Annotated in this window: 25 protein-coding genes; 18 read left to right on the forward strand and 7 right to left on the reverse strand. The window is 50.1% G+C overall.

Going from position 1 to position 25,587, the window contains the following annotated elements:
• Positions 1 to 44: 44 nt before the first annotated feature.
• Together D8682_RS07945 and mntR are read right to left on the reverse strand one after the other, a co-directional pair.
• Positions 45 to 1,154, reverse strand: a complete 1,110-nt coding sequence (locus D8682_RS07945; RefSeq protein ID WP_064548360.1) for an SLC13 family permease — start codon at positions 1,152 to 1,154, stop codon at positions 45 to 47.
• Between the two features lie 2 nt (positions 1,155 to 1,156).
• Positions 1,157 to 1,624, reverse strand: a complete 468-nt coding sequence (gene mntR, locus D8682_RS07950) for a manganese-binding transcriptional regulator MntR (RefSeq protein ID WP_064548362.1) — start codon at positions 1,622 to 1,624, stop codon at positions 1,157 to 1,159.
• Between the two features lie 190 nt (positions 1,625 to 1,814).
• On the opposite strand from mntR, the gene mntS reads away from it, so the two are divergent.
• Positions 1,815 to 1,943, forward strand: a complete 129-nt coding sequence (gene mntS / locus D8682_RS07955) for a manganase accumulation protein MntS (protein WP_064548364.1) — start codon at positions 1,815 to 1,817, stop codon at positions 1,941 to 1,943.
• 314 nt (positions 1,944 to 2,257) lie between these two features.
• Complete coding sequence (locus D8682_RS07960) at positions 2,258 to 3,844, forward strand: phosphoethanolamine transferase (protein WP_121813977.1); 1,587 nt, start codon at positions 2,258 to 2,260, stop codon at positions 3,842 to 3,844.
• A gap of 84 nt (positions 3,845 to 3,928) precedes the next feature.
• Here the strand turns inward: D8682_RS07960 and ompX are convergent, their stop codons facing one another.
• A complete protein-coding gene (ompX, locus tag D8682_RS07965) occupies positions 3,929 to 4,435 on the reverse strand; it encodes an outer membrane protein OmpX (RefSeq protein WP_064548371.1) in 507 nt (168 codons plus the stop codon).
• 492 nt (positions 4,436 to 4,927) lie between these two features.
• On the opposite strand from ompX, the gene rhtA reads away from it, so the two are divergent.
• From rhtA to glnQ, 5 genes are all read left to right on the forward strand, one after another.
• On the forward strand, positions 4,928 to 5,815 hold the full coding sequence (gene rhtA, locus D8682_RS07970; protein ID WP_064548373.1) for a threonine/homoserine exporter RhtA: 888 nt from the start codon (positions 4,928 to 4,930) through the stop codon (positions 5,813 to 5,815).
• 307 nt (positions 5,816 to 6,122) lie between these two features.
• Entirely contained in the window at positions 6,123 to 6,626 is a 504-nt protein-coding gene (gene dps, locus D8682_RS07975) for a DNA starvation/stationary phase protection protein Dps (protein ID WP_064548375.1), read from the forward strand.
• Positions 6,627 to 6,990: 364 nt separating this feature from the next.
• Entirely contained in the window at positions 6,991 to 7,737 is a 747-nt protein-coding gene (gene glnH, locus D8682_RS07980; RefSeq protein ID WP_034457213.1) for a glutamine ABC transporter substrate-binding protein GlnH, read from the forward strand.
• Positions 7,738 to 7,824: 87 nt separating this feature from the next.
• The gene (gene glnP, locus D8682_RS07985) at positions 7,825 to 8,484 is read left to right on the forward strand and encodes a glutamine ABC transporter permease GlnP (RefSeq protein ID WP_034456474.1); all 660 of its coding nucleotides are present in this window, start codon (positions 7,825 to 7,827) and stop codon (positions 8,482 to 8,484) included.
• The gene (gene glnQ / locus D8682_RS07990) at positions 8,481 to 9,203 is read left to right on the forward strand and encodes a glutamine ABC transporter ATP-binding protein GlnQ (RefSeq protein WP_121813978.1); all 723 of its coding nucleotides are present in this window, start codon (positions 8,481 to 8,483) and stop codon (positions 9,201 to 9,203) included. The genes glnP and glnQ overlap by 4 nt, the downstream gene beginning before the upstream one ends.
• Before the next feature lie 50 nt (positions 9,204 to 9,253).
• Here the strand turns inward: glnQ and rlmF are convergent, their stop codons facing one another.
• Complete coding sequence (gene rlmF / locus D8682_RS07995; RefSeq protein ID WP_064548382.1) at positions 9,254 to 10,195, reverse strand: 23S rRNA (adenine(1618)-N(6))-methyltransferase RlmF; 942 nt, start codon at positions 10,193 to 10,195, stop codon at positions 9,254 to 9,256.
• A 93-nt stretch (positions 10,196 to 10,288) separates the two neighbouring features.
• On the opposite strand from rlmF, the gene D8682_RS08000 reads away from it, so the two are divergent.
• The 8 genes from D8682_RS08000 (at position 10,289) to D8682_RS08035 (ending at position 18,729) form a co-directional block, all read left to right on the forward strand.
• Positions 10,289 to 10,915: a flavin reductase family protein gene (locus D8682_RS08000; protein WP_121813979.1), complete on the forward strand. Its 627-nt coding sequence runs from the start codon at positions 10,289 to 10,291 to the stop codon at positions 10,913 to 10,915.
• 178 nt (positions 10,916 to 11,093) lie between these two features.
• Complete coding sequence (mcbA, locus tag D8682_RS08005) at positions 11,094 to 11,354, forward strand: DUF1471 family periplasmic protein McbA (protein WP_064548385.1); 261 nt, start codon at positions 11,094 to 11,096, stop codon at positions 11,352 to 11,354.
• 381 nt (positions 11,355 to 11,735) lie between these two features.
• Positions 11,736 to 12,722 carry a TRAP transporter substrate-binding protein gene (locus D8682_RS08010; RefSeq protein ID WP_121813980.1) on the forward strand — a complete coding sequence of 329 codons (987 nt, stop codon included), beginning with the start codon at positions 11,736 to 11,738 and terminating at the stop codon, positions 12,720 to 12,722.
• Positions 12,723 to 12,793: 71 nt separating this feature from the next.
• Positions 12,794 to 13,291, forward strand: a complete 498-nt coding sequence (locus D8682_RS08015; protein WP_121813981.1) for a TRAP transporter small permease — start codon at positions 12,794 to 12,796, stop codon at positions 13,289 to 13,291.
• Positions 13,291 to 14,592: a TRAP transporter large permease gene (locus D8682_RS08020; protein WP_064548388.1), complete on the forward strand. Its 1,302-nt coding sequence runs from the start codon at positions 13,291 to 13,293 to the stop codon at positions 14,590 to 14,592. The genes D8682_RS08015 and D8682_RS08020 overlap by 1 nt, the downstream gene beginning before the upstream one ends.
• A 402-nt stretch (positions 14,593 to 14,994) precedes the next feature.
• On the forward strand, positions 14,995 to 16,302 hold the full coding sequence (gene celB, locus D8682_RS08025; RefSeq protein ID WP_121813982.1) for a PTS cellobiose transporter subunit IIC: 1,308 nt from the start codon (positions 14,995 to 14,997) through the stop codon (positions 16,300 to 16,302).
• A gap of 7 nt (positions 16,303 to 16,309) precedes the next feature.
• Positions 16,310 to 17,278, forward strand: a complete 969-nt coding sequence (locus D8682_RS08030) for a N(4)-(beta-N-acetylglucosaminyl)-L-asparaginase (RefSeq protein ID WP_064548392.1) — start codon at positions 16,310 to 16,312, stop codon at positions 17,276 to 17,278.
• A complete protein-coding gene (locus D8682_RS08035; protein ID WP_121813983.1) occupies positions 17,275 to 18,729 on the forward strand; it encodes a leucyl aminopeptidase in 1,455 nt (484 codons plus the stop codon). The genes D8682_RS08030 and D8682_RS08035 overlap by 4 nt, the downstream gene beginning before the upstream one ends.
• A 5-nt stretch (positions 18,730 to 18,734) precedes the next feature.
• On the opposite strand, the gene D8682_RS08040 is transcribed toward D8682_RS08035, so the two are convergent.
• The gene (locus tag D8682_RS08040) at positions 18,735 to 19,559 is read right to left on the reverse strand and encodes a helix-turn-helix domain-containing protein (RefSeq protein ID WP_121813984.1); all 825 of its coding nucleotides are present in this window, start codon (positions 19,557 to 19,559) and stop codon (positions 18,735 to 18,737) included.
• Between the two features lie 362 nt (positions 19,560 to 19,921).
• Between D8682_RS08040 and ybiJ the strand changes: the two genes are divergently transcribed.
• Positions 19,922 to 20,182, forward strand: coding sequence for a DUF1471 family protein YbiJ (gene ybiJ, locus D8682_RS08045; protein WP_064548398.1), 261 nt, complete (start codon positions 19,922 to 19,924; stop codon positions 20,180 to 20,182).
• Positions 20,183 to 20,305: 123 nt separating this feature from the next.
• Here the strand turns inward: ybiJ and ybiB are convergent, their stop codons facing one another.
• On the reverse strand, positions 20,306 to 21,274 hold the full coding sequence (gene ybiB, locus D8682_RS08050) for a DNA-binding protein YbiB (RefSeq protein ID WP_121813985.1): 969 nt from the start codon (positions 21,272 to 21,274) through the stop codon (positions 20,306 to 20,308).
• A gap of 14 nt (positions 21,275 to 21,288) precedes the next feature.
• On the reverse strand, positions 21,289 to 23,448 hold the full coding sequence (gene dinG / locus D8682_RS08055) for an ATP-dependent DNA helicase DinG (protein ID WP_121813986.1): 2,160 nt from the start codon (positions 23,446 to 23,448) through the stop codon (positions 21,289 to 21,291).
• Between the two features lie 140 nt (positions 23,449 to 23,588).
• On the opposite strand from dinG, the gene D8682_RS08060 reads away from it, so the two are divergent.
• Together D8682_RS08060 and D8682_RS08065 are read left to right on the forward strand one after the other, a co-directional pair.
• The gene (locus D8682_RS08060; RefSeq protein ID WP_121813987.1) at positions 23,589 to 24,710 is read left to right on the forward strand and encodes a cupin domain-containing protein; all 1,122 of its coding nucleotides are present in this window, start codon (positions 23,589 to 23,591) and stop codon (positions 24,708 to 24,710) included.
• Positions 24,711 to 24,806: 96 nt separating this feature from the next.
• Positions 24,807 to 25,562, forward strand: coding sequence for a MerR family transcriptional regulator (locus D8682_RS08065; RefSeq protein ID WP_064548404.1), 756 nt, complete (start codon positions 24,807 to 24,809; stop codon positions 25,560 to 25,562).
• The last annotated feature ends 25 nt before the right edge of the window (positions 25,563 to 25,587 follow it).

Here is a 25,587-nt window from a genome sequence, read left to right on the forward strand (position 1 = left end):
TAACGACCCTTCGTAGGTCGGATAAGCGCAGCGTCATCCGACATTTATCTCAAATACAGCAGACCGTAACCCACCGCCGCCGCCCATAACAACATCGGCAATGAATAGTAGTGGAAACGCACCCAAATACGGCGATCGTTAGCCATACGTAAAGCAATCAAATTTGCCAGCGAACCGGGCAGCAGACCGAAACCGCCAATGTTCACTGCAAAGGCTAGCAGCATCGAAGCGGGGACGTAATTCAGCAGTAAAATGGTCGATGGAACATTACTAATCAACTGCGACAAACCGATTCCCAATGCAAATAATCCTGTGGCTGAAAGCTGATTAATGCCCGCTAACGCGTGCTGTAACACCGGAAGTTGTGTGATCAGCCAGACGTCGATAAACATCACCATAAACACCAGCAACAGACTCCAGTCGATACTGAGCAATACTCTTCGAGCCAACAGCAAGAAACCCATGGCCACAACCACCAGCCCCCAGATGTCTTGTTTTAGCTCCAGCGCGACAATAAATACCACGTACAGAGCCACACAACTCAGCACCAGCCGTGGCTGCCAGTCGTGCTTTTTATCATGGATTTGGTAGACGAGTTTTTTGTTGGGAAAACAGAACCAACAAAGCGCCAGCAGGCTGAGCATGATAGCGAACGCTATTGGTGCCATTTGCCAGCTAAATTCCCCGAACGATAAACCCGAGCGCCCCCACAATAAAATGTTCTGCGGATTACCAATCGGCGTGAGCATTGAGCCAGCATTGACCGCCAACGCTTCAAAGATGATGATCCGATTAATCGGGATGGCGCACAGTTTTTTCAGCGTGATGGTCAACGGCACGATAATAAACAGGGCCACGTCGTTGGTCAGGAATGTGGCGAGCAATGCCGCCGCGCTGACTAAAAACATCGCCAGCGTTCGCTCGTTATCAAAGCGTTTCACCATGCGACGGCCCAGCACATCGAAATAGCCGCTTAACTCGACGCCTTTGGTCAGCATCATTAAGCCCGCAAGCGTAATAATGGTGTGCCAATCAATGGCATGAACCCAAAGTGTTGGATGAAATGGCGCGATGAAACTTAATACCACACCGCACAGAAGCAATAGATGAAGGAATCGATCGCGAGCAAACGGGCGAACCAGGCTTAACAGCATCGCTACTTAAATCCTCGCTGCTCACTAAACAAACGAAATGCCGCCAGGGTTTCTTCACTGACGTGATGCTCCACCCCTTCGGCATCAATCCTTGCGGTTTCCGGGCTAATTCCCAACGCGAGGAAAAAGTTTTCCACAATCTGATGACGTTCGCGGCTGATTTGCGCCAGCTTTTCACCTTCAGCAGTTAAAAACACACCGCGCCACGGAATTTGCTCAATCAGCCCAACCGAGGCGAGTCTCTTTAACATTTTCGCAACGGTTGGTTGAGAAACACCGAGTCGCGCCGCCATATCAACCTGACGGACTTCCCCCACTTCGCGAATCAAATCTGAAATCAACTCAACGTAGTCATCAATCAATTCACGACGGTGCGCTTCCCGCACCTGCCGAAAGCCTTCGACATGCTCTTCAACGTTTACCAACTGCGTCACTTTCTGTTTATTTTTTTGGCCAGGCGTACGGCTCATGATGCTTCCTCTTGCAGTGGCGCGGCATCGTCCAATGACGACGTTCGGCCCCATTGTAAACCAGCATCACGGAAGCACAAAAATTTAACGAATTAGCAATAGCTATACAATATAGCCTGTGCTATATCTGTATGTAATGCAGACAGCCTTAAAGGGAAACAAGGGCAGCAGAAGTGAACAGGAGGGTTATATGAACGAATTTAAGAGGTGCATGAGCGTGTTTACACATTCCCCGTTTCAAGTGCGGCTAATGCTGCTCAACATGTTGTGTGATTTGGTTTCCGGGAAACCACAACAGGGCGAAAAACCTAAGTCATAGGCAGTCGCCCTGCCTTTTCGGGTTTAGTCATTCTGAACGGCTCATCTATTTGTAACTTTTCATTTCATGATGATTCAGTGAATACCTCACGCAACAGCGCTTTAACCTTACCATTTGTTGGATTTGCTACCTGCTTCGCAAAACACATTTCTCTTATCAGTTGATCTTCTTATCGTACCGCTCTATCTTCTTGCAGCCCTGCACATGAAGCGGCTCGCAGATGCGGTCCAGTATCCCTTCTTTTCCGTCTGTCAGGCAGGTTCTTACCCTCGTCGCCAGGGTTTTCGCATGGCGTTTAGTAGATCTCGATAAACATGAATTTAACGCTTAAAGATTCCCTGACGATCCGCGCAGTGGCGCTTAATCCGTGGACTGGCTTTTATTTCCTGCAGTCTTTACTGATTAACTTTGCGCTCGGTTATGAATTTAGCATTCTGTATGCAGTGGCATTTAGTTGCGTATTACTGCTGCTATGGCGCAGTGCGCCCAAATTCCAAAAAGGCTTGCTGGCGATTTGCAGCCTGATTGCAGCAATGTATTTCCCTTTTGGCCAGGCCTACGGCTCGCCGAACTTTAATACCCTGCTTGCCCTACACTCAACTAACTTCGAAGAATCCACGGAACTGATGACTATCTTCCCGTGGTACAGCTATTTGGTGTCGATCTTTATTCTGGTGCTTGGCGTTATTGCGCTGCGCCGCAAAGTTGCACCTAAAAAACGCCTGTGGTGCCATTTTGATAGCTTATGCCTGGTTGTCAGCGTGGTCTGTTTCTTTGTCGCTCCGGTACAAAACCTGGCGTATGGCGGCGTATTTAAAATCAAAGACTCTGGTTACCCGGTATTCCGCTTCGTAAAAGATGTTGTGGTCAATAACCAGGAAGTGATTGATGAGCAAACGCGCATGAAGGCCTTCGCGCAGATGAAGGACACCTGGAATGTGCTGGCGGTTAAACCTAAATATCAAACTTACGTGGTGGTGATTGGTGAAAGTGCGCGCCGTGACGCATTAGGCGCATTCGGTGGCCATTGGGATAACACCCCGTTTGCCAGCCAGGTGAATGGCAATATATTCATGGATTATGTGGCGGCCAGCGGCTCAACGCAGAAATCGCTGGGCATGACGCTTAACCGTGTCATTGACGGCAAACCGCAATATCAAGACAGCATTATTACGCTTGCCAACCGGGCAGGCTTCCAGACCTGGTGGTTCTCGAACCAAGGGCAAATTGGTGAATACGATACCGCCATTGCCAGCATCGCCAAACGTGCCGATAAAGTGCAGTTCCTGAAAAGCGGTGATTTTGAAGCCGACAAAAATACCCGTGACGAAGCTTTGTTGAAAATGACCGCTCAGGTATTCGCGACACAACGAACCACGCCACAATTAATTGTGCTGCATTTGATGGGTTCACACCCGCAAGCATGCGACCGCACGCAGGGTAAATACAAAGATTTCGTCCAGTCGAAAGAAACGTCCTGCTATCTCTATACCATGACGCAAACCGACGATTTGCTGAAGCAGCTCTACCAACAGCTACAAAATACCGGGCAGAGTTTCTCGATGGTCTACTTCTCCGATCACGGTCTGGCAATTAAAGAGCGCGGCACTGAGGTGCAATATCTGGCGCATGGTGACGAGTTCCAACAAAACTTCCAGGTCCCATTTATGGTGCTGTCCAGCGACGATAAAGTGCATCGCCAGATAAAAGCGCGCCGTTCAGCGAATGATTTCCTGAATTTCTTCTCAGCGTGGACAGGGATTAAAACCAAAGAGTTAACGCCGAAGTACAAGTTCATTTCTGAGCAAAAAGCGGGGCCAATCTACATCACCAACTTTAAGCTCAAGAAGGTGGACTATACTCATCTGCAGACGGATGTGTTTGATACCAAGACTCGTTAACTAATCCCCTAATCAGGGAATTCAGAAATAAAAAAATCCGCCTCAAGGGGCGGATTTTTATTTTCACTCGATAAAAGAGTGAAATTAGAAGCGGTAACCTACGCCTGCGATCCAGGTGCCAACGTCAACGTTACGGATGCGGCTCTGCTCGTAGGAAACGTCCAGTGCAACGTTTTCGATTGGGTTGAACTGCATACCCGCGCCGTAAGAGAAGCCGTAATCGCTGGTGTCAGCTTTGTTCGGGAAAGAGGTGCTCTGGAATTTACCGTAACCAACACCGACTACACCGTAGATGCTTGCCCAATCGTTGATGCGGTAAGCAGGACCAGCAGTAATACCGTAGTATTGGCCTTTGGTGTAAACGCCTGACTCAGAACGGTCTTTCTCGGTGTAAGTGAAAGAACCGATGTAGCCCAGTGGGGTGTCGTTTTCGTAACGGTATTTCAGGTTGAAACCGCCAGCTTTGTTAGCAACGCCCTGCATATCGCTTTGTGCATAGCCGCCAGTTACGGTGCTAGTTGCAGCAGATGCGGTACCAACGGAAACGGCCAGAACACAAGCCAGTGCTGAAAGACATGCAATTTTTTTCATAATCCACCTCAATATGCTTCAAGTAACTTCTAAGTTTTTAATATATCAAAATTGTATCGGAAACTCTTCGATATTTACGTTGTCTAATGAATCCTTTCCTGTAACAGATCATTTCCATTACACCCTACTCCCTTAAATTTATAGCCTTTTTATCAAAAAACGACCTAATTGTTGTCATGAATTGCAACATAGTCATCCAGATAATTCTTAAACACTTTTGAACAAATCTTACGCAATCACACAGTTATGTTACTGCATCCGGCCATGATTTTTTTCAATGAAATCTCAACCAGCCATAACTTAATCATTTACACTGGGTCACTTTTTATTTTCTTTACTTAAATATACCCATTAGCATTCGAGTTTCAGGTAGGAGGCAAGGACGAGAGTCCCCAGGAGCTTACTTGAGTAAGTGACTGGGGCGAGCGTCTACGGCCAACACCCCTGCAACTTGAAGGATGATGGTATAGACACTGACTGACAGGATGCTGGATGCCCTTATCGCCACGTAAAACCCCCTTATGGTTACCCATTGTTGTTCTTTTGATTGCCATGACCTCGATTCAAAGTGGCGCATCACTTGCAAAATCACTCTTCCCGTTAGTCGGAGCACCAGGAGTGACCGCTTTGCGCCTGTTCCTGGGGACATTCATCCTGGTGGTTGTCTTTAAGCCGTGGCGTTTGCGCTTCAAAGCGGAGCAGCGCATCCCTTTGCTGATGTACGGGCTGGCGCTCGGCGGCATGAACTACCTGTTCTATTTATCGATTCAGACGGTTCCCCTGGGGATTGCCGTCGCCCTTGAGTTCACCGGCCCACTGGCCGTGGCACTGTTTTCATCACGTCGAGCGGTGGATTTTATCTGGGTGATTCTGGCGGTATTGGGTCTCTGGTTCTTATTACCGCTGGGGCAGTCAATTTCGCATGTCGATTTAGCCGGTGCCGCCTATGCACTGGGAGCCGGGGCATGTTGGGCGATATACATCCTGTTTGGACAAAAAGCCGGTGTCGATCATGGGCCAGCAACCGTGGCATTCGGTTCGCTGATAGCAGCAATAATCTTTGTACCGATTGGCGCATGGCAAGCGGGTGATGTTTTTTGGCACTGGTCACTTTTACCGTTAGGTCTCGGTGTTGCGGTATTATCGACAGCACTGCCCTACTCGCTGGAAATGATCGCCCTGACGCGTTTACCGACCCGCACCTTTGGCACGCTGATGAGTATGGAGCCTGGGCTCGCTGCACTGTCGGGAATGCTGTTCCTTGGTGAGCATCTGACTCTGGTGCAATGGCTGGCATTGCTTTCCATTATTGCCGCATCCATCGGTTCAACGCTGACTCTCAAGCGTGAAACGCAGATTACTCAGGTCGATGTAAAGTAGCCCACTCTGATATTATTTACCGTGGTTACGATTCCCACGGTAAATAACCTCTGCGTTCAACCACTTATATCTCCCTCTCTTACCTTCACAAAATAATAATTATTCCCATTCAACAATCACTCTTTGTTTAATTCAATTACCACTCGAAATACAAAATTGAAATTTATTGACTAACAATGAGTTACTAAATTCTATCCTTTCATTGCTATTAATCTGATAGGTACAACCTGCTCCTTCGAATACGAAATCAGGTGCTATACTTATTTCCGGTAATTCATTGGACATAACATCAAGAGGACGAAAGATTATGACTACCGCTAAACTGGTAAAAACCAAATCTACCAACCTACTGCATACCCGTAATGATGTTTCAGACAGCGAAAAGAAAGCCACCGTTGAGCTGCTGAATCGCCAGGTCATCCAGTTCATTGATTTGTCGTTAATTACCAAGCAAGCGCACTGGAATATGCGTGGTGCAAACTTTATTGCCGTTCATGAAATGCTTGACGGTTTCCGCACCGCCCTGACTGACCATCTCGACACCATGGCAGAACGCGCCGTTCAACTTGGCGGTGTCGCACTGGGTACAACGCAAGTCATTAACAGTAAAACACCACTGAAAAGCTATCCGTTGGATATTCACAGTGTTCAGGATCACCTTAAAGAGTTGGCCGACCGTTACGCGATTGTGGCGAACGATGTGCGTAAGGCAATCAGTGAAACGAAAGACGAAGATACCGCCGATATTCTGACTGCGGCTTCGCGAGATTTGGACAAGTTCCTGTGGTTCATTGAGTCAAATATCGATTAATTGCTAGCAGATTGTTACTTCATCCTCCCATTTCCGGGAGGATGGATGCACTGTTTTAGCGCATAAAAATGGTTATCCCTGCCGCAAAAGTTACTCATTTGTAATAATCACTTCACACAATCGTTAACAGCCGATTGTTTTACCGCCTTAATCTGCGGTAAAACTAGACTTCATCGTTCCTCAATACTTAACGCACCAAAACTGGGCACCATTAGAGTGCGCTGTAACTCACTTGCAACCATTATTGTGCAATGTTACATATTCACATCCTTGCAAAAACAGTAAGTTGAAAACCTGGCATGATTTTTCCATGTTGCCGCTTACTGATGCAGGGGATTGCCCCATGGATAAACAAGGAAATGCTATGAAGTCGATTTTAAAAGTTTCACTGGCTGCACTCACTCTGGCTTTTGCGGTTTCTTCCCACGCCGCTGATAAGAAACTGGTCGTTGCGACCGACACCGCATTCGTTCCTTTTGAATTTAAACAAGGCGACAAATACGTCGGTTTTGATATCGATTTATGGGATGCCGTAGCAAAAGAATTAAAACTGGATTACACCCTCAAGCCAATGGATTTCAGCGGCATCATTCCTGCACTGCAAACCAAAAATATCGACCTGGCGCTGGCGGGTATCACCATCACCGAAGAACGTAAAAAAGCTATCGAATTCTCTGACGGCTACTACAAAAGCGGCCTGTTGGTGATGGTTAAAGCCGACAACGATTCCGTTAAAAGCGTGAAAGATCTCGACGGTAAAGTAGTTGCAGTGAAGAGCGGCACCGGTTCTGTTGATTACGCGAAAGCCAACATCAAAACTAAAGACCTGCGTCAGTTCCCGAACATCGATAACGCCTACATGGAACTGGGCACCAACCGTGCTGACGCGGTACTGCACGATACGCCGAACATTCTTTACTTCATCAAAACGGCTGGCCAGGGCAAGTTCAAAGCAGTTGGCGACTCTCTCGAAGCACAGCAATACGGTATCGCCTTCCCTAAAGGTAGCGATGACCTGCGTGTGAAAGTGAACGGCGCGCTGAAAACCCTGAAAGAGAACGGCAAGTACAACGAAATCTACAAAAAATGGTTCGGCACTGAGCCAAAATAATAAATCTAAAATGATGTAAGCAAGACCTAAGGGGCGGCTTTCGCCCCTGATACTTTTGAACCACGGTATACATAACAGGAAATAATCATGGAGTTCGACTGGAGTGCCATCTGGCCTGCAATCCCGCTTTTGATTGAAGGCGCCAAAATGACTTTGCTGATTTCGGTCATCGGGTTGTTTGGTGGTCTGATTATTGGTCTGGTTGCTGGTTTCGCCCGTACTTACGGCGGCTGGATTGCCAACCACATCGCATTAGTTTTCATTGAAGTGATTCGCGGCACGCCGATTGTCGTACAGGTGATGTTTATTTACTTCGCCTTGCCTATGGCTATCCCGGATCTGCGCATTGACCCGTTCAGCGCCGCGGTCGTGACCATTATGATCAACTCCGGTGCCTACATTGCGGAAATTACCCGTGGTGCGGTGCTGTCGATTCATAAAGGTTTTCAGGAAGCCGGTCTTGCACTGGGGCTTTCTAAACGCGAAACCATTCGCCACGTGATTATGCCGCTGGCGCTGCGTCGTATGTTGCCACCATTGGGCAACCAGTGGATTATCAGCATCAAAGACACTTCACTGTTCATCGTTATCGGTGTGGCTGAGCTGACCCGTCAGGGACAAGAAATTATTGCTGGAAACTTCCGTGCGCTGGAAATCTGGAGCGCCGTTGCGGTCTTCTATCTGATTATTACTTTGGTGCTGAGCTTCGTGCTGCGTCGCCTCGAAAGAAGGATGAAAATCCTGTGATTGAATTTAAAAACGTTTCTAAGCACTTTGGCAAAACCCAAGTGCTGCACAACATCGACCTCAACATTAAACAAGGTGAAGTGGTGGTGATTATCGGGCCGTCAGGCTCCGGTAAATCGACGCTGCTGCGCTGCATCAACAAACTGGAAGACATCACTAGTGGTGACCTGTTTGTCGACGGTCTGAAAGTTAACGACCCGAAAGTCGATGAGCGCCTGATTCGTCAGGAAGCCGGCATGGTGTTCCAACAGTTTTATCTGTTCCCGCACCTGACCGCGCTGGAAAACGTCGCCTTTGGCCCGATTCGTGTACGTGGTCTGAAAAAAGACGCCGCCGATAAACTGGCTAAAGAGCTGTTAGCGAAAGTGGGCCTTGCGGAACGTGCGCATCACTACCCATCAGAGCTTTCTGGCGGCCAGCAACAGCGTGTGGCAATCGCCCGGGCGTTAGCGGTTAAACCGAAAATGATGCTGTTTGATGAGCCAACCTCGGCACTTGACCCGGAACTGCGTCACGAAGTGTTGAAGGTTATGCAGGATCTGGCTGAAGAAGGCATGACGATGGTTATTGTGACGCACGAAGTCGGATTCGCCGCCAAAGTCGCCTCGCGCCTCATCTTCATTGATAAAGGGCGCATTGCTGAAGATGGTAACCCGCAAGAACTGATTGAGAACCCACCAAGCCCGCGTTTGCAGGAATTCTTGCAGCACGTTTCCTGAGTTCTCGACCTCACCCTCTCCTTTTGGAGAGGGTCGGGGTGAAGGGAATGCTATTTATAACGTGTGGCAGCCCAACGAACGCGCTGCGCATCGTTCATAAAGGTCCAGGCAATGAAGCGGCTCTGCTTCTGCCCCTGGGCCATCTCTTTCTTCACCACTTTTTCGACGCCAGCTTCTTGCAACGCGCGATAAATCAACGGCAGGTTCTCACCACGAGAAACCAGCGAGGTGAACCACTGCACCTGGCGGGCAAACGCCTTGCTTTCGTTGACCATCTGGTTAATAAACGCCACTTCGCCACCTTCACACCACAACTCTTGCTCACGTCCGCCAAAGTTCAGTGCGCCGTCTTTCGCCTGGCCGAGGTTTACACGTTTACGCTCGCTACCGCTGCGGGCCGCCTGTGCAGAATCGTGGAACGGTGGGTTGCACAACGTGGCATCGAACATTTCGTTTTTATGAATCACACCCGGCAAAATTGCGGTTGCCGTTTTCTGGCGACGCAAACGAATCAGACGTGACAGGCCTGGATTAGCATCAATAATCGCCGTTGCGTTACGCAAAGCCTCGCCATCCACATCGGTGCCGGTAAAACGCCAGCCGTATTCATGTTGGCCAATAAGCGGATAAATACAGTTGGCCCCCACACCCACATCCAGTACTGAAGCCTGCGAAGGCACCACGCCGCCGTTACCTTCTGCCAGTAAATCTGCCAGATGGTGAATATAATCGGCACGCCCAGGCACCGGAGGGCAAAGAAAGTCTTCAGGAATATCCCACTGCTTCACACCGTAGAAATGCGCCAATAGCGCCTGATTCAGCGCTTTCACTGCCAGCGGGTCAGCAAAATCAACCGTCGTTTCGCCATGCGGGCCAGGGCGTAAAAATGCGCCGAGTGCTGGGCTGCTTTGTGTCAGCGCCTGGAAATCATAACGGTTACGATGACGATTACGTGGGTGCAGACCCGGTTTGGTAGTGGCAGGGGTTTTCATTGCGGCTTCTCCTTGTGTGGTCGCGTAAGATACTCTGTGAAGCCAGCGGGGTAAACAACGCCGCGCCAATTTCATCACTGAAGCAGAGGTTTTATGTCCGCGAAACGTTATTACTACGAACCTGCCGACGGCCATGGTTTACCGCACGACCCGCTCAATGCCATTATCGGCCCGCGCCCAATAGGCTGGATTTCCTCATACGATCAACAAGGTAACCGTAATCTGGCGCCGTACAGTTTCTTTAACTGTTTTAATTATCGGCCACCTATTATTGGTTTCGCCAGCAGTGGCTGGAAAGACAGCGTACAAAATATCGTTGAAACAAAAGAGTTCGTCTGGAACCTCGCCACGCGTGAACTGGCTGAGCAAATGAATGAAACCTCAGCCTCCATACCACGCGGTGAAGATGAGTTCGTTCGCGCGGGGTTAACTGCCGTTGTCGGGCAAAAAGTCAAAGCCAGCCTCGTTGCCGAAAGCCCGGTTAATTTTGAATGCCGCCTGTCGCAGTGCATTCAACTCACGACTGCCGACGGTGCGGCGATTGATAGCTGGCTGGTGTTGGGCGAAGTGGTCGCCGTTCATATTGACGAGTCACTACTAAAAGACGGTGTTTACCAGACCGCGCTGGCAAAACCGGTGCTGCGTGCGGGTGGCCCATCGGCTTATTACACTATCGATGAAAGCCATCGTTTTGACTTAACTCGCCCCGACGCCCGATAAAATCAGCAAAATCATACACCTGTATCTATATGATTTGTAAGAATTTCGTCAAGTTATGTCGTTCAAAAAATGAGCACAAGTCCATCAGTTTTTTGCGTCTATGGTTTGGCGCATTGCACCTACACTGTAGGTGCTGATGATTTTTTAATCGGTTCCCAAAAGCGATGAGGATGTGATTATGAAAAAATTGCTGTATTTTTCTGCGGTTGTCACCCTTGCGGCATTACCGTTTGCCACCATGGCAGCTCAAGAAACGAATGACATCAATAACAGCCAACTCCGCCCTGCGGGGACGGTTTCGGTCTCAGGCGCGGCGAATCTTGACGATCTGGAAGCCAAACTTGGAGAAAAAGCGAAAGAAGAAGGTGCAAAAGGTTTTGTTGTTAACTCAGCCAGCGGTGAAAACAAGATGTTCGGCACCGCAACTATTTATAAATAGTCTTAATAGTTATCCCCGGGGTGACTTTCAATAACGGTTTCCATAACAGGATACCGTTATTTATTGTTAAGTTTGTTGGTTCATCCGTTCCAAATTAAATCAAAAACAATAAATACCCTTCGTAAATACTGCCTAATACCTCGGTAACTCCTTGCATTCATTTTCTCAACTTAGAATAAATTCACGAGAGAAACAAAAGACATTTCCAATCATATTAAATTGAGTGAGCAACAACACAAAAAATAGCAAAACCACTCCTGATTAATAAAAAATGTGAAGTCTATACAAGTTGGTTATCGGACAAATGCAATAAGCTGTCATACAGCAATAACGGCCTCCATTCGAAACTTCACCTTTTCTTTTATGCAGGAAGCATTTTATATGAAATTTTTGACACTACCACGCAAACTACTTTGTGCCTCGCTGATTACGTTGTGTGCCACAGGTGCAAATGCCGCTGACAAAATAACTTTAAAACTCGCGCATAACCTGGAACGCAGCCATGTTGTGCATCAAGCCTATGAACAATTAGCCAAAGAGGTACAACAACTTTCTGATGGCAGTATGCGTATTCGTATTTATCCAAGTAGCCAAATGGGTAGCGCCCGTGAAACATTAGAACTATTACAAAATGGCGCACTGGATATGACCAAAGGTTCTGCCAGTGATTTGGAATCTTTCGACAATACTTACGCTATTTATAATTTGCCATATTTATTCAAAGACCAACAACATTTTAATCGCGTGGTATTTGGTGAAATCGGCAAAGAAATTATGGAATCAACCAAAGATAAAGGTTTCTTTGCTATTTCAGCATATGTTGCAGGCACCCGCAGTTTTTATGCAAAAAAACCGATTACCAAACCAGAAGATTTAAAAGGACTTAAAATTCGCGTTCAGGCCAGCCCAACCACCTTGAAAATGGTTGAATTAATGGGCGGTTCACCAACCCCTATTTCTTTCGGCGAAGTGTATACCGCAATGCAGCAAGGCGTTGTTGATGGCGCGGAAAATAACGTTCCATCATGGGTGCAGACTCGCCATATCGAAATCGCCAAAGTGTTCTCGGAAGATGAACATACCTCTATTCCCGACTTCCTCGTTATCTCAACCAAAACCTGGGACAAACTATCCCCTGAACAGCAGCAAATCTTGATGACAGCGGCGAAAAACTCCGAAACATATCAACAAAAGCTTTGGGACAAAGTCGATTCTGATTCACGTGCTCAAGCTAAAGCGATGGGGGCCACTATCCTCAGCGTTGATAAAGCCCCGTTCCGCGCAGCCGTAAAACCGCTGTATGACGACTTCGCCAAAGATCCAAAACAAGCGGCTCTGCTGGCTAAATTCGAAGCCGCTACCGAGTGATTTAGGGTTGCAGGTTTCAGCGGGTGAGCCCCTCACCCGCTCGTCCAAAGTTAATTTTCAGGTATACAAACATGATACTAAAGCCCATAAAGCTTGCGGTAGACCGGACTATTGCCACTTTTTCCGTACTGGTAATGGTCGCGCTGGTCATCTGCGTGGTGTGGCAAGTGTTTAGCCGCTATGTACTCAACCAGCCCAGCACATTGACCGATGAACTGGCGCGTTTTCTGATGATCTGGGTGGGTCTATTGGGCGCGTCATACACCGTGGGTGCACAGCGCCATCTGTCCATCGATTTTCTTTCCATGATGATGCCAGACAATAAAAAACCCCTGCTCGGCATGCTAATCAACACACTGGTGCTGCTATTTTCTGGCGGGGTTATCGTCAATGGCGGCCTAAAACTCATTGAAAAGACACTTGCCACTTCGCAACTCTCGGCGGCGCTGCAAATCCCTATGGGCTACGTCTACATAGTGCTGCCGTTAAGCGGGGCGATCATGATGTTTTATTCGCTCTACTTTATCTTGACCGATGCTCAAACTTTAGTCCGTCACGAGGGTAAATAATGGAAACTTACATCGCCCTTACCTTATTCGGTGCGTTCTTCGTGCTGGTGTTTCTCGGGGTTCCTATCTCATTCGCCATTGGGATCGCCACCGTTTCATCGATGCTTATCATGTTCCCATGGGACGTTGCCATTATCACGGTTTCACAACGCCTGGCGAACGGGTTGGATAACTTTGCTCTGCTGGCGATTCCGTTCTTCATTTTTGCCGGAACGCTGATGAACAGCGGCGGGATAGCCATCAGGCTAATTAACCTGGCGCAAATTATGGTAGGACGGGTACCGGGTTCACTGGGCCACGTTAACGTACTGGCGAACATGATGTTTGGTTCGATTTCCGGTTCAGCAGTCGCGGCGGCTGCTGCCGTGGGTGGCACACTTTCGCCGATTCAAAACAAAGAGGGTTACGATCCGGCGTTCTCGACAGCGGTCAACGTTTCGTCTTGTATTACCGGTTTACTGATCCCACCTTCTAACGTGTTGATCGTCTTCTCGCTGACTGCTGGCGGGGTTTCGGTCGCTTCGCTGTTTATGGCCGGGTACTTACCTGGCATCCTGATGGGTCTGTCCATCATGCTGGTGTGCGGGATTATCTCCAAACGCCGCGGCTATCCAGTATCCGCTCGTCCAACGTGTGCACAGGCGGCCAAAGCGTTTCTCGATGCCTTGCCAAGTTTGTTGCTGGTGATCATCGTGATGGGTGGAATTCTGGGCGGCGTATTTACCGCAACGGAAGCCTCGGCTATCGCGGTAGTTTATACCTTCGTGCTCTCGGTGCTTATCTACCGCGAAGTGAAATGGCGCGATTTACCGAAACTAATCCTCGATTCCGTGGTAACCACCTCCATTGTTCTCCTACTGATTGGCTTCTCAGTTGGCATGTCGTGGGCGATGACCAATGCTGATATTCCATACATTATTAGCGACACGCTGATGGGGATTTCAGACAACCCACTGATTATTCTGCTGCTGATTAACATCGTGTTGCTGATTGTCGGCATCTTTATGGATATGACGCCTGCGGTGCTGATCTTCACGCCAATCTTCCTGCCGATTGCGCAAGAGTTGGGTATGGACCCGGTACATTTCGGCATCATGATGGTAGCGAACCTGTGCGTCGGGTTGCTGACACCTCCGGTGGGAAGTGCGCTGTTCGTGGGCTGCTCGATTACCGGCGTGAAAATCCAGCACCTGATCAAACCGCTGCTACCGTTCTATGCCGCATTATTTGTTTCACTGATGATGATTACCTACATTCCTGAGATTTCGCTGTTCATTCCTCGATTGCTGGGACTGATGTAATTCCTGCCTGCTTGAGACTGATGACAAATCACACACATGGTGGATGACGCTGGCGCTTATCCACCCTACAAAACCGTCTGGAACAGAGTAGGTTGGATAAGCGCCAGCGTCATCCACCCTACAAAACCTTCTGGAACGGAGTAGATTGGATAAGCGCCAGCGTCATCCACCCTACAAAACCTTCTGGAACGGAGTAGATTGGATAAGCGCTAGCGTCATCCACCCTACAAAACCTTCTGGAACGGAGTAGGTTGGATAAGCGCCAGCGTCATCCGACAGCTGACCTTACCATAAGTAATCATGTGATACTTTTGTGAATCCACTCACTTTATTCGCCGCTAACAATCCCTACTGTATACAACACAAGAATTGTCTCTTGTGATTACTTACGGAGCGGTAAGAATGAAAAACCTGATGGCCGCAATAGAAGCAAAGCTGATGCCGCTGGCCGCGAAAATGGCGCAACAACGCCACCTCGGAGCCATTCGCGATGCCTATATCTCGTTTATGCCGTTTATCATTGTCGGTTCAATCCTGCTGGTTATCTCCTCTTTCCCAAGTACCGCCTATCAGCAGTTTATGGCGTCGATTTTTGGTGAAGGCTGGTCTGCAACTGTCGAAATCCCGTTTACTGCCATCTTCTCCACCATGGCGGTATTTATTAGTTTTCTGGTCGCCTACCGTCTTGCCGAACGTTATGACATCGACAAAATGTCATCCGGAATTTTGTCTCTCTCCTGCTTCTTGATTCTCACCCCTTTCGCGAAAACTCAGGAAATCGGCAACCTGATCCCCATGGAATGGCTCGGCTCCAAAGGCTTGTTTGTGGCGATGCTCGGCGCAATTGCCAGTACCGAATTGTTTGCCTGGATGCTGCGCCAGAACTGGGTGATTCGCATGCCGGATGGCGTGCCACCCGCAGTGCAAAAATCCTTTGCCGCGCTGATCCCGTCATTGCTGGTTCTGGTGCTTGCGCTGGCGGTTCGCGTGTTGTTTGCCAAAACCGAGTACCACACCATTCACCAGTTTGTGTACGAAGTGCTGGCCACGCCAATCCGCCACTTTGGCACCTCGTATGTCGGCGCGTTGTTTACCTGCTTTAGCATCACCGGCTTGTGGTCTGTCGGGATTAACTCCGGCTCGATGGTGAACGGCATCCTGCGTCCTTTCTGGATGGAAAATCAAATGGAGAACCTGGCGGCTACGCAGGCCGGTTTACTTCCACCGCACGTTGTCACTGAGCAGTTCTACGACATGATTTGGATGGGTGGCGCGGGCGCAACTTTGTCTCTGGTGATTGCTATGCTGCTATTTGCCCGCAGCCAGCACATTAAGAACGTTTCGCGTCTGGCCATCGGTTCTTCCATCTTCAACATTAACGAACCGGTGCTGTTTGGCCTGCCGGTTATCATGAACCCGATAATGCTAATCCCATTCAACCTGGTGCCGCTGGTACTGGTCACCGTGCAATACATCACCATGTCGCTGGGTTGGGTCGCGACCACCACGGGCGTGTATATCCCCTGGACGCTGCCGCCGGTGTTGAGCGGGTTTATCGTGACCGGGCATCTTAGCGGTGCGGTGATTCAGTTAACCAACCTGTTGATTGGCGCCATTATTTATCTGCCATTCCTCAAAGTTGTGGATAAGCAATATCGGGCCAATGAAGCGCCGGAGCTTTCTGCATCCACCAAACCCGCCACGGAGTAACTAAAACATGACGTTATCGACAAACTGGGGCGTGATTGCGACCTGGCGTATGGCCTGGGAAGGCGTTGGCGAAGCCGCGCAAATGTTGCAAGAGAACAGCGACGCCAGTGGCGCAGCAGTTCGCGCCGTCACTTGCGTGGAAGATTATCCATTCTATAAATCTGTCGGCTACGGCGGTTTGCCCAACGAGCAAGGCGTGGTTGAGCTCGACGCGGCCTTTATGGATGGCTCAACGCTTGCCATTGGCGCGGTCGCTAGTCTTCGCGATATCGCCAATCCTGTCCTTGTGGCACAGGCGTTAAGCCGTGAGCGCTTCAACAGTTTTATGGTTGGTGAAGGAGCGCAAACCTGGGCTTTAGCACAGGGCTTTGAGCGCAAAAACATGCTGACGGATCGTGCGCATCAACATTACCTGAAGCGCAAACGTGAAACCCTGGATCGCGGCCTCAGCCCGTATACCGGGCACGATACCGTGGGTGTAATTACCCTCGACCATAACCAGCAAATGTGTGTCGCCACCTCCACCAGCGGCTTGTTTATGAAGCGCCCAGGACGCGTGGGCGACTCCCCCGTTTCCGGTTCAGGTTTTTATGCCGATAGCCAAATTGGTGCTGCCACCGCCACAGGCCTTGGCGAAGATCTGATGAAAGGCTGTATTAGCTATGAAATTGTCTGCCGGATGGGGCGTGGCATGTCACCCCAACAGGCTGCTGAATCGGCGGTTTACGATCTCGAAAGCCAGCTGATTGCCCGTTTTGGTCGCGCCGGTGATTTATCAGTGGTGTGTATGAATAACCGTGGTGAATATGGTGCGGCAACAACCATCGATAACTTCTCGTTTTCCGTCGCCACTCCCGCACAAAAACCCACGGTCTTTTTGACGACCCGCGAAGGTAAGCACACGCTGATTCGCCCGGCAGACCAGGCCTGGCTTGATGCTTATCTGCAACGCGTAACCGCAGAGGTGATTATATGAAATGCCAGTTAGCCGCTTTTACACCATGCCCACCAGACGCGCATTTGGTGTTGTGGAAAAATCACACCGATGCGTGGCCGAAGCCATTGCACTCTTTGCTTGATGAAATGGCGCAACATGATGAAGTGCAGTCCACCACTTTCGGCTTGCATGGTGTTTGCCAGCAGTTGTCTCTTTTGCCATCCAGCCAACTGGATAGCCCCGTGGTGTTGCGCCAGCTAACGGAAAGTTTGACCAACCTGCTGCCCAGCCCCGTTTCGCATCCGATTGCCATCGATATTTCTGGTTTTGACCTGGCAAACCCTGGCGTTTTTGCTCGCCTGCGCACGTTGCTGGTCGCGCTGATGAACCGCTTTTATCAGTTACCACAGTTGGGTTATCGCCAGCAGCAGAAAGAGAGTAACGGGCAACTTTGGTTGTTAATCCGCGAAGCAAACATACAGGCGCATGAACTCGCCTGGCAAACTCAGGCCATCGCGCAAGGCATGCTGCTTTCCCGCCGCCTTGCCGACACGCCAGCTAATGATTGCCGCCCCCAAGACGTTGCTCAACAAGCCGCAGCCTGGGCCGCTACCCATCCGCAAACACACTGTGAAATTCTTGATGAACACGCGATTCGTGAACTCGGCATGGGTTGTCTTGATGCCACAGGAAGAGGCAGCAAAAATCCGCCCCGGTTGGTGACATTGCGCTGGCAGGGTGCGGCGGAAAATGCCCCAACTTATGCGTTTGTCGGTAAAGGGATAACCTTTGATACTGGCGGCCTGTGGCTGAAAGAAGGCGAAGGGATGCGCACCATGAAATACGATATGTGTGGTGCCGCCGTGGTCTTCGGGCTGATGGAGATTGTTAGAACACTGCAATTGCCACTGAATGTCGTGGCAGTAATGGCGCTGGCCGAAAATATGCCGGGCGAAAACGCCATGCTGCCAGGCGATGTAGTGAAATCTCACGCGGGGCTAAGCGTGGAAATTATTAATACCGACGCCGAAGGCCGTCTGGTGCTGGCAGATGCGTTGAGTTATGCCGCCACGCGCTTTAATCCGGCAGCATTAATTGATGTCGCCACCCTGACCGGAGCGGTAGTGAAAGCACTGGGTTATGACATTTCTGGCCTGATGAGTAACCAAGTACAACTCAGCCAGCAACTACAGCAAGCTGCCGACTTAACGCAAGACCGAGTCTGGCCGTTACCACTGGACGAAAGCTTTGATCCGCAAGTCAAAAGCCATATTGCCGATCTCACCAATACACCGCCGAACAATGCAGCAATTGCAGTCTCTGCCGCCCATTTTTTAAGTCAGTTTTGCCACCAAAAACCCTGGGCGCATTTAGATGTCAGCGGTACCGCGCTGAGTCGTGGTAAATTTACCCAGGCCAGCGGCCGCCCTGCTTTACTATTGACGCAGTTCTTACTCGGTCTTTGCGAAGGGAAAACGAAGGATCTGTAGCCAGGTTATAAGCGGGATTTTAACCACGCAACCGGTGAGAGGTTTTTCAGCCGGTTGCGGATAATTCGTTTATTCAGCAAATCCTCGAACTCCAGCAATACCGCACCAAATCCCAGGCGTTTGTCATAACGTTCACCGTTAAGTAGTTGTTCCAGAGTCTGCGCCCACTCACCGTTTGCTGCGCGAATTTGCCACTCTTCCTGCTGCGCTTCATGCAGTGGAACCTGTAACTTGTGCGTCAGTTGACGAGCAAGTTCGCTCGGGCAGGCCATTATCGACTGCACCTGCAACGGTAAACCTTGCTGCAAAAAGCCCACCAGCGCCTCCAGCGTTTGCTCACTTCCCCGCTCACGCAGTGCCACCGCCAGGAAACCTGAAACCGGGCAGCTAAATGCCAGTAGCGCGCCGTGTTTGTGGCTAATGGTTTCCGGTAGTGGGAAAACATCCAGGCGCAGATGACCCACAGGTTGTTTTAAATCGGGTTTCGTCAAACGGGATTGCTGCCAGTTTTGCAGCGTTCTACTGACACTTGCGCGGGAAATGCCTTGCTGAACCAGTAATTGCGCGGCTTCTAACAGTTCATCAAGCGACAAAGCCAGACGCACACGCAGGAAAATCAGCAGCGCCTCTTGTTCAGGGCTAAGTGCACGATGAATGGTATTTGGCCGATGAGATTTGTCGTAACAGTCATCTCGCTTACGCCAGCGCCTGACGGTATCCACAGAAATATTCAGCTCTTCCGCCAGTTCACTGTCGGATTTGTCAGAGCTTTGAATATATTTGCGGGTACGCGGCGTCGTGGTGGCATTGGTGTGGAGCTTAATCTCCATCAGACCTCATCAGGCATACGGTTAAGTAAAGCCCTCATTATAAAAGCAACTTTACGAGCGAAAAGAGCAAATCGACAGATTATCGAAAAATAAGCGCGCAAGCGATTGCAGGCCACAGCAGCCCTGCTGCTGACAGAAAAATTAGCAAAAGGTGCGCTAAACCAAGTAGTTGTAAAGATATATAAATCACAATGATAATTCGCACGCTAATCATTTTTAATTTCAATGATTTAGCGATCGTTCAATTTTTTTGAATAAGGAGGTCAATTCTATTCGATTTATTATTCTGCTAAAAAGTGTGACCATAATCACATCGACGGAACATCGTCACCTTAAACAGAATAACCTGCGAGATATTAACTATGAAAACCATCAAATATGCTGTAGCCGCCATCGCCCTTTCTACTCTTTCTTTCGGCGCGTTCGCTGTACAATCAATCAATCCGGCTGAAGCTCAGAACTTAAACAAAGTCGGCGTGGTTTCAGCAGACGGCGCAACCACTCTGGACGGCCTGGAAGCAAAACTGGCAGATAAAGCACAAGCCGCCGGCGCAAAAGCGTATTCCATCACTTCGGCTAACACCAACGGCAAAATGAGCGGTACTGCGGTTATCTACAAATAATCTTCAGTATTGCCCTGATTTACCCTCATATTTTTGGAGCTTTGCTCCACACTGCATGACACTGTTATTACCCTTGTTGCCCGCGATTTTTTCGCGGGCTTTTTTTTGCTCTTTTTCTGCTCATCAGAATGTCTGATTAACGCGCATTAAACCGTCTTCAAGCGTGACCACTTCTCCTGTAGCCACCAGACAGCAAGCCATTTGTATTTTTAATGACTGCGGTACAGGTTCCAACCCTGCAACACAACGTTCAATCCAACGGGCGGTGACTTCCGGATCTTTTCCGGCAGGTAGCACCACTTCCTCGTCGCCGATTTCAGTCTGGCGTTCACTCACAATGCGTGAACCCTGGCTGTCGATAAGTGTTATTTGCGGGCAACGCTGTGGATTGGCATACACTTCCCCTTCCGTACCGTGCATCAGCAAGCCACGCCCGCCAATGTCAGCAAAGAATTTCGCCACTTTCGGGACATATTCAGGATGCGAAACGCTGGCCAGGCGCAGCGCAGCATCTTCTGCAAACGGTGTTGCCAGTTTGGCGAGCGTGTGGGCACTATTACGCACCCCCATCCGCCAGCGCATTGCCAGCTGATCTTCCATTGGCGTGCAAAGCGCACTGATGGGGATATATACCGGATGATGAGAATCCAGTTTGGCCTGAGCCTGGCCGGCATGCAGCGTCGGCTCAGTCCCCATCAGCTTAAAAATGGTTTCGGTTATGACACGCGTTGGATCGTGGCTTACGCCATGCACCACCACCGGAAAACCGAGACGGTTAAGTAACATCGCGAGCAAGGGAGTTAGGTTTGCTAGTTTGCGCGCGCCATTATAAGAAGGGATGACAATGGGCATCGGCTTGTTCACTGGTGGCGTCAGCGAGATGAGGTGGTGCTTCATCGCATCATAGAAGCCAAGCATTTCCGCCTCACCTTCGCCTTTGATACGCAGCGCAATCAGCACGCCACCTAACTCCAGCTCCGGCACTTCGCCTCTGAGCATATGGGCGTATAAGCCGCGAGCGGTGTCAAAATCCAGATCGCGTGCGTGGTTCTTACCACGCCCGACTTCTTTAATGATCTTACGGTAATCCACTCCGACTCTCCTTTTTATTTCTTGCTCACACGTTTGCGTCGCACCGTCTTTTTCGGTGGGGTATCAATCAGTTTAGCCGCTGGCGCTTCAGGCTGGCTTATTGGAAACACGGGCAGTGCACCCAGTAAACGCTGCCCATAATTTTTGGTCAACAAGCGGCGGTCGTAAATCACCACTTCACCATAACAGCCGTGGCTACGAATTAAACGCCCGACTTGTTGAATAAGATTAAATGACGCGCTCGGTAAACTCTGTACTTCAAAAGGATAGCGTTTCAGGGTTTTTAACCATTCGCCTTCGGTGACCACCACCGGGCTGTCAATTGGCGGGAAGGCAATTTTGTGGATGTGCACCTGGCTGAGTAAATCCCCTTTTAAATCCAGACCTTCGGCAAAAGATTGCAGACCGATCAGCACACTGGTTTCACCTTGTTCAACACGCTTACGGTGCAGCTCCACCAGCCGATAACGTGGCATGTCGCCTTGCACCAGTAGTGTTAGTCGTAAATCGGTCACATGCGTCAGGAACACCTGCATCGCACGGTTGCTGGCGAACAGCACCAGCATCCCTTTGTGCTCGCCTTTTGCCAGTTCAGCACGGAAGAACGCTGCCATTTCAGCCAGATGCTGGGCTTCGTTTTCCATCGTCGGCTCAACGGTTAACTGCGGGATCACCAGCTTGCCCTGCTCGACGTGGTTAAACGGTGAATCCAGCGCGATAAACCGGTCACCTGCGTCTTCGTCCAGCCCACTCATTTCTTGTAAGCGATCGAATTTATTCAGTGAACGCAACGTTGCTGAAGTCACGATAACGTGCGGCACATTACGCCAGACCAGTTTTTCTAGCTGATCGCACACGCGGATCCCTACGCAATGGAAGAACAGATGCGGCTGACCTTCACGAACGTCACGAGTTACCCATTTCGACACCGGCGCACCCGATGCCTGCTCCATCGCCGAAAGCCGCCACAGTTTGCTCTGCGTTTCGAAATACCCCAATGCGCGGTTCATATGCAGTAACGCGCGGTGCAGACGCACAATATCGTGCGTTCCGGTTTTTTCGCCCAAATCGTTAAGCAGCGCTTCAGCCAGGCTGCGCAACCCTTCCATTAGCTTCGCCAGGCGTTTGCAAATCACCATGATTTCTTCGGGCAGAACGCCCATTTCAAAACGGTGCACCGCTTCCTGTTCGCCCGGTAACCACAATGAAACGATGCTGTTAAACGAACTCAGCAGTTCATAAATTTCATCACAATGGTTGGTCAGACGTTCGGGTGATGTCAGCGGTGGCGGGCTTTTCGGGCGGAACTGCGCCATGCAGGTTTCGACCAGTTTAGTGAAGAGATCGAACTGCAAACGGCTGTAACCGGGCGTGACTTCGGCGCTCATTTCCAGCGCGTCTCGGGCCACATCCGGCAAATGATGTCCTTCGTCTAAAATCAGCAGCAGGTTTTTTGCCTCAGGCAACACCGCGTCGCTTTCCATAGCCGCCATCACCAGCGAATGGTTTGCTACTACCACTTCCGCATCGTCAATCTCACGCCGTGCCACAAAGAACGGGCATTCGCGATACCAGTGGCAATTGCGCCCCAGACAGCTGGCTTTGTCGGTGCTTAAACGCCGCCAGAGATCGTCTTCAATATTTTGCGAAGTATGGTCGCGCAGTCCGTCCCATTTATAGGCATCGAGATCGGTTTTCAGTTTGGCGCAACGTTGTTGTTCATCTTTGCTGGTCGGTGCCATTTCATCTTCCAGAAAAGCCAGCAAATCACCTTGTGAAGCGTTGTCCGTCGCCAGGGCTGCCAGGTTGCGCGGGCAAACGTAACGCCCACGACCAAAGGCGGCGGTAAATTTGAGATCGGGGATAATTTTGCGCAGTAGCGGCAAGTCTTTGCTGAAGATTTGATCCTGAAGGGCGACGTTGGCGGTGCTGACTACTAACGTTTTTTGCTCACCACGGGCGATGGCGATCCCGGGGATCAGGTAAGAAAGAGTTTTCCCCACACCTGTGGGTGCCTCAATCGCCAGATGACGACCCGCTTCGCCCGCTAGCGTTTTCGCCACTTCGGCAATCATTTGCCGTTGCGGTGGGCGCGGAATAAAGTCCGGGATCTGCTGCTGCAGCGCCTTATACCAGGCGGCGATTTGCTCTTTTTGAGCTGAGGACAAAGCCATGGAAACCACTTTTACTGTATAAACAACCACTATTGTCCCACTTTTTGCAGTCTTACAGCAAGGCTTGACGCATGACAAAGTGGCCAGGGGCGGTTCCTCTCTATAATCGAGCCTGTTTATCTTCCCACTGGTGTCAAAAAATGGATTATCAACTCAATTTAGACTGGCCTGAGTTTATGGCGAAATACTGGCAGAAAAAGCCGGTTATTTTGAAAAATGCGTTTCCGAATTTTGTCGATCCGATTACGCCGGATGAGTTAGCTGGTCTTGCTATGGAAGCAGAAGTGGATAGCCGCCTGGTAAGCCACACCAACGGTCAGTGGCAGGCTGCCAACGGGCCTTTCGAAGATTTTGATAATCTAGGGGAAACCGGTTGGTCGCTGTTGGCGCAGGCCGTTAACCACTGGCATGCACCCGCGGCTGAACTGGTACGTCCATTCCGTGTGTTACCGGACTGGCGTCTGGATGACCTGATGATCTCCTACTCGGTTCCTGGCGGCGGCGTTGGCCCACATATCGACCAATATGACGTGTTTATTATTCAGGGCATGGGCAGCCGTCGTTGGCGTGTCGGTGACAAACTGCCGATGCGCCAGTTCTGCCCGCATCCAGCGTTGCTGCACGTTGACCCGTTTGAACCGATCATTGATGAAGATCTGGAACCTGGTGACATTCTGTATATTCCACCAGGTTTCCCGCACGATGGTTTCACTCATGAAACCGCACTCAACTACTCCGTCGGTTTCCGTGGGCCAAATGGCCGCGATTTGATCAGCAGCTTTGCTGATTACGCGCTGGAAAACGATCTCGGTGGCGAGCATTACAGCGATCCTGATTTAACCTGCCGCGAGCATCCGGGCAAAGTTGAAGGCTATGAGCTGGCGCGTCTGCGCGACATGATGATGGAAGTGATTAGCCAGCCTGAAGATTTCAAGCAGTGGTTTGGCCGCTTTATTACCACTCCGCGTCACGAGCTGGACATTGCGCCAGCGGAGCCGCCATATCAACCTGGGGAAATCCTTGATGCGTTGCTCGGCGGCGAATGCCTGACGCGCCTGAGCGGTTTGCGCGTGCTGAATGTCGAGGGCGAGTTTTTCGTCAACAGCGAACCGATGGAAGCGCCGGTTCCGCATGCCGCCGATGCTTTGTGCCGTTACACCCTGTTGAGCCAGGCCGAACTGGGCGATGCTTTGCAGAACCCAGAATTTGTAAGCGTCTTAACTGAGTTAGTTAATCAAGGATATTTGTATTTCGACGATTAACAGATTTAGTTGCACCATGTAACTAAAAATTACCCAGAGTCTTTATAACTGACTACAGTTATACGGGGGGTTTCCCGGGTAGACTTTGGGGATAACATGGCGCTTTATACAATCGGTGAAGTGGCTCTGCTTTGTGATATCAACCCCGTAACGTTGCGTGCCTGGCAACGGCGTTACGGGCTTTTGAAACCGCAGCGTACCGATGGCGGCCATCGATTATTTGACGATGCCGACCTCGAACGTATCCGTGAAATCAAACGCTGGATTGAAAACGGTGTTCAAGTCAGCAAGGTGAAAGCCTTGCTGAGTGGGGAACTTCAGGATCGAGAAAGCGGCTGGCGTGAACGCCAGGAGCTATTGCTTCACCATTTACAAGCTGGCAGTCCGAACCGGTTACGAAACTGGATGGCTGACATTGGCCGCGACTATCCGGCAGAAACCCTCGTCAACCAGCTCTACATCCCTCTTCGTCGCCGTCTGCAATGCCAACAAGTCACACTCAACACGTTACTCAGTCTGCTGGATGGCGCCTTGATCAATTACATTGCACTGTGTCTCGCCTCCGCGCGCAAACGCAGCGGTAAAGATGCGCTATTAATTGGATGGGATACACCGGATACCACCCGTTTATGGATGGCGGCGTGGATGGCAATCCAACAAGGCTGGCGTGTGGATGTGTTAGCGCATCCGTTGCACCAGTTGCGCCCTGAGCTGTTCGCCCAACAAACATTGCTGGTGTGGTGTGGCGATACGCCGACCCACAGTCAACTTGACCAGCTGGAACTTTGGCGCTGCTCGGGGTTACAAATTTACCCGCTGATGAGCAACGGGCAATCGACCGAACACGCATAAGAAAAATTTAAAGGTTCATTAACAA

The organism is Buttiauxella sp. 3AFRM03 (assembly GCF_003675305.1).
GTDB classification, from domain to species: domain Bacteria; phylum Pseudomonadota; class Gammaproteobacteria; order Enterobacterales; family Enterobacteriaceae; genus Buttiauxella; species Buttiauxella ferragutiae.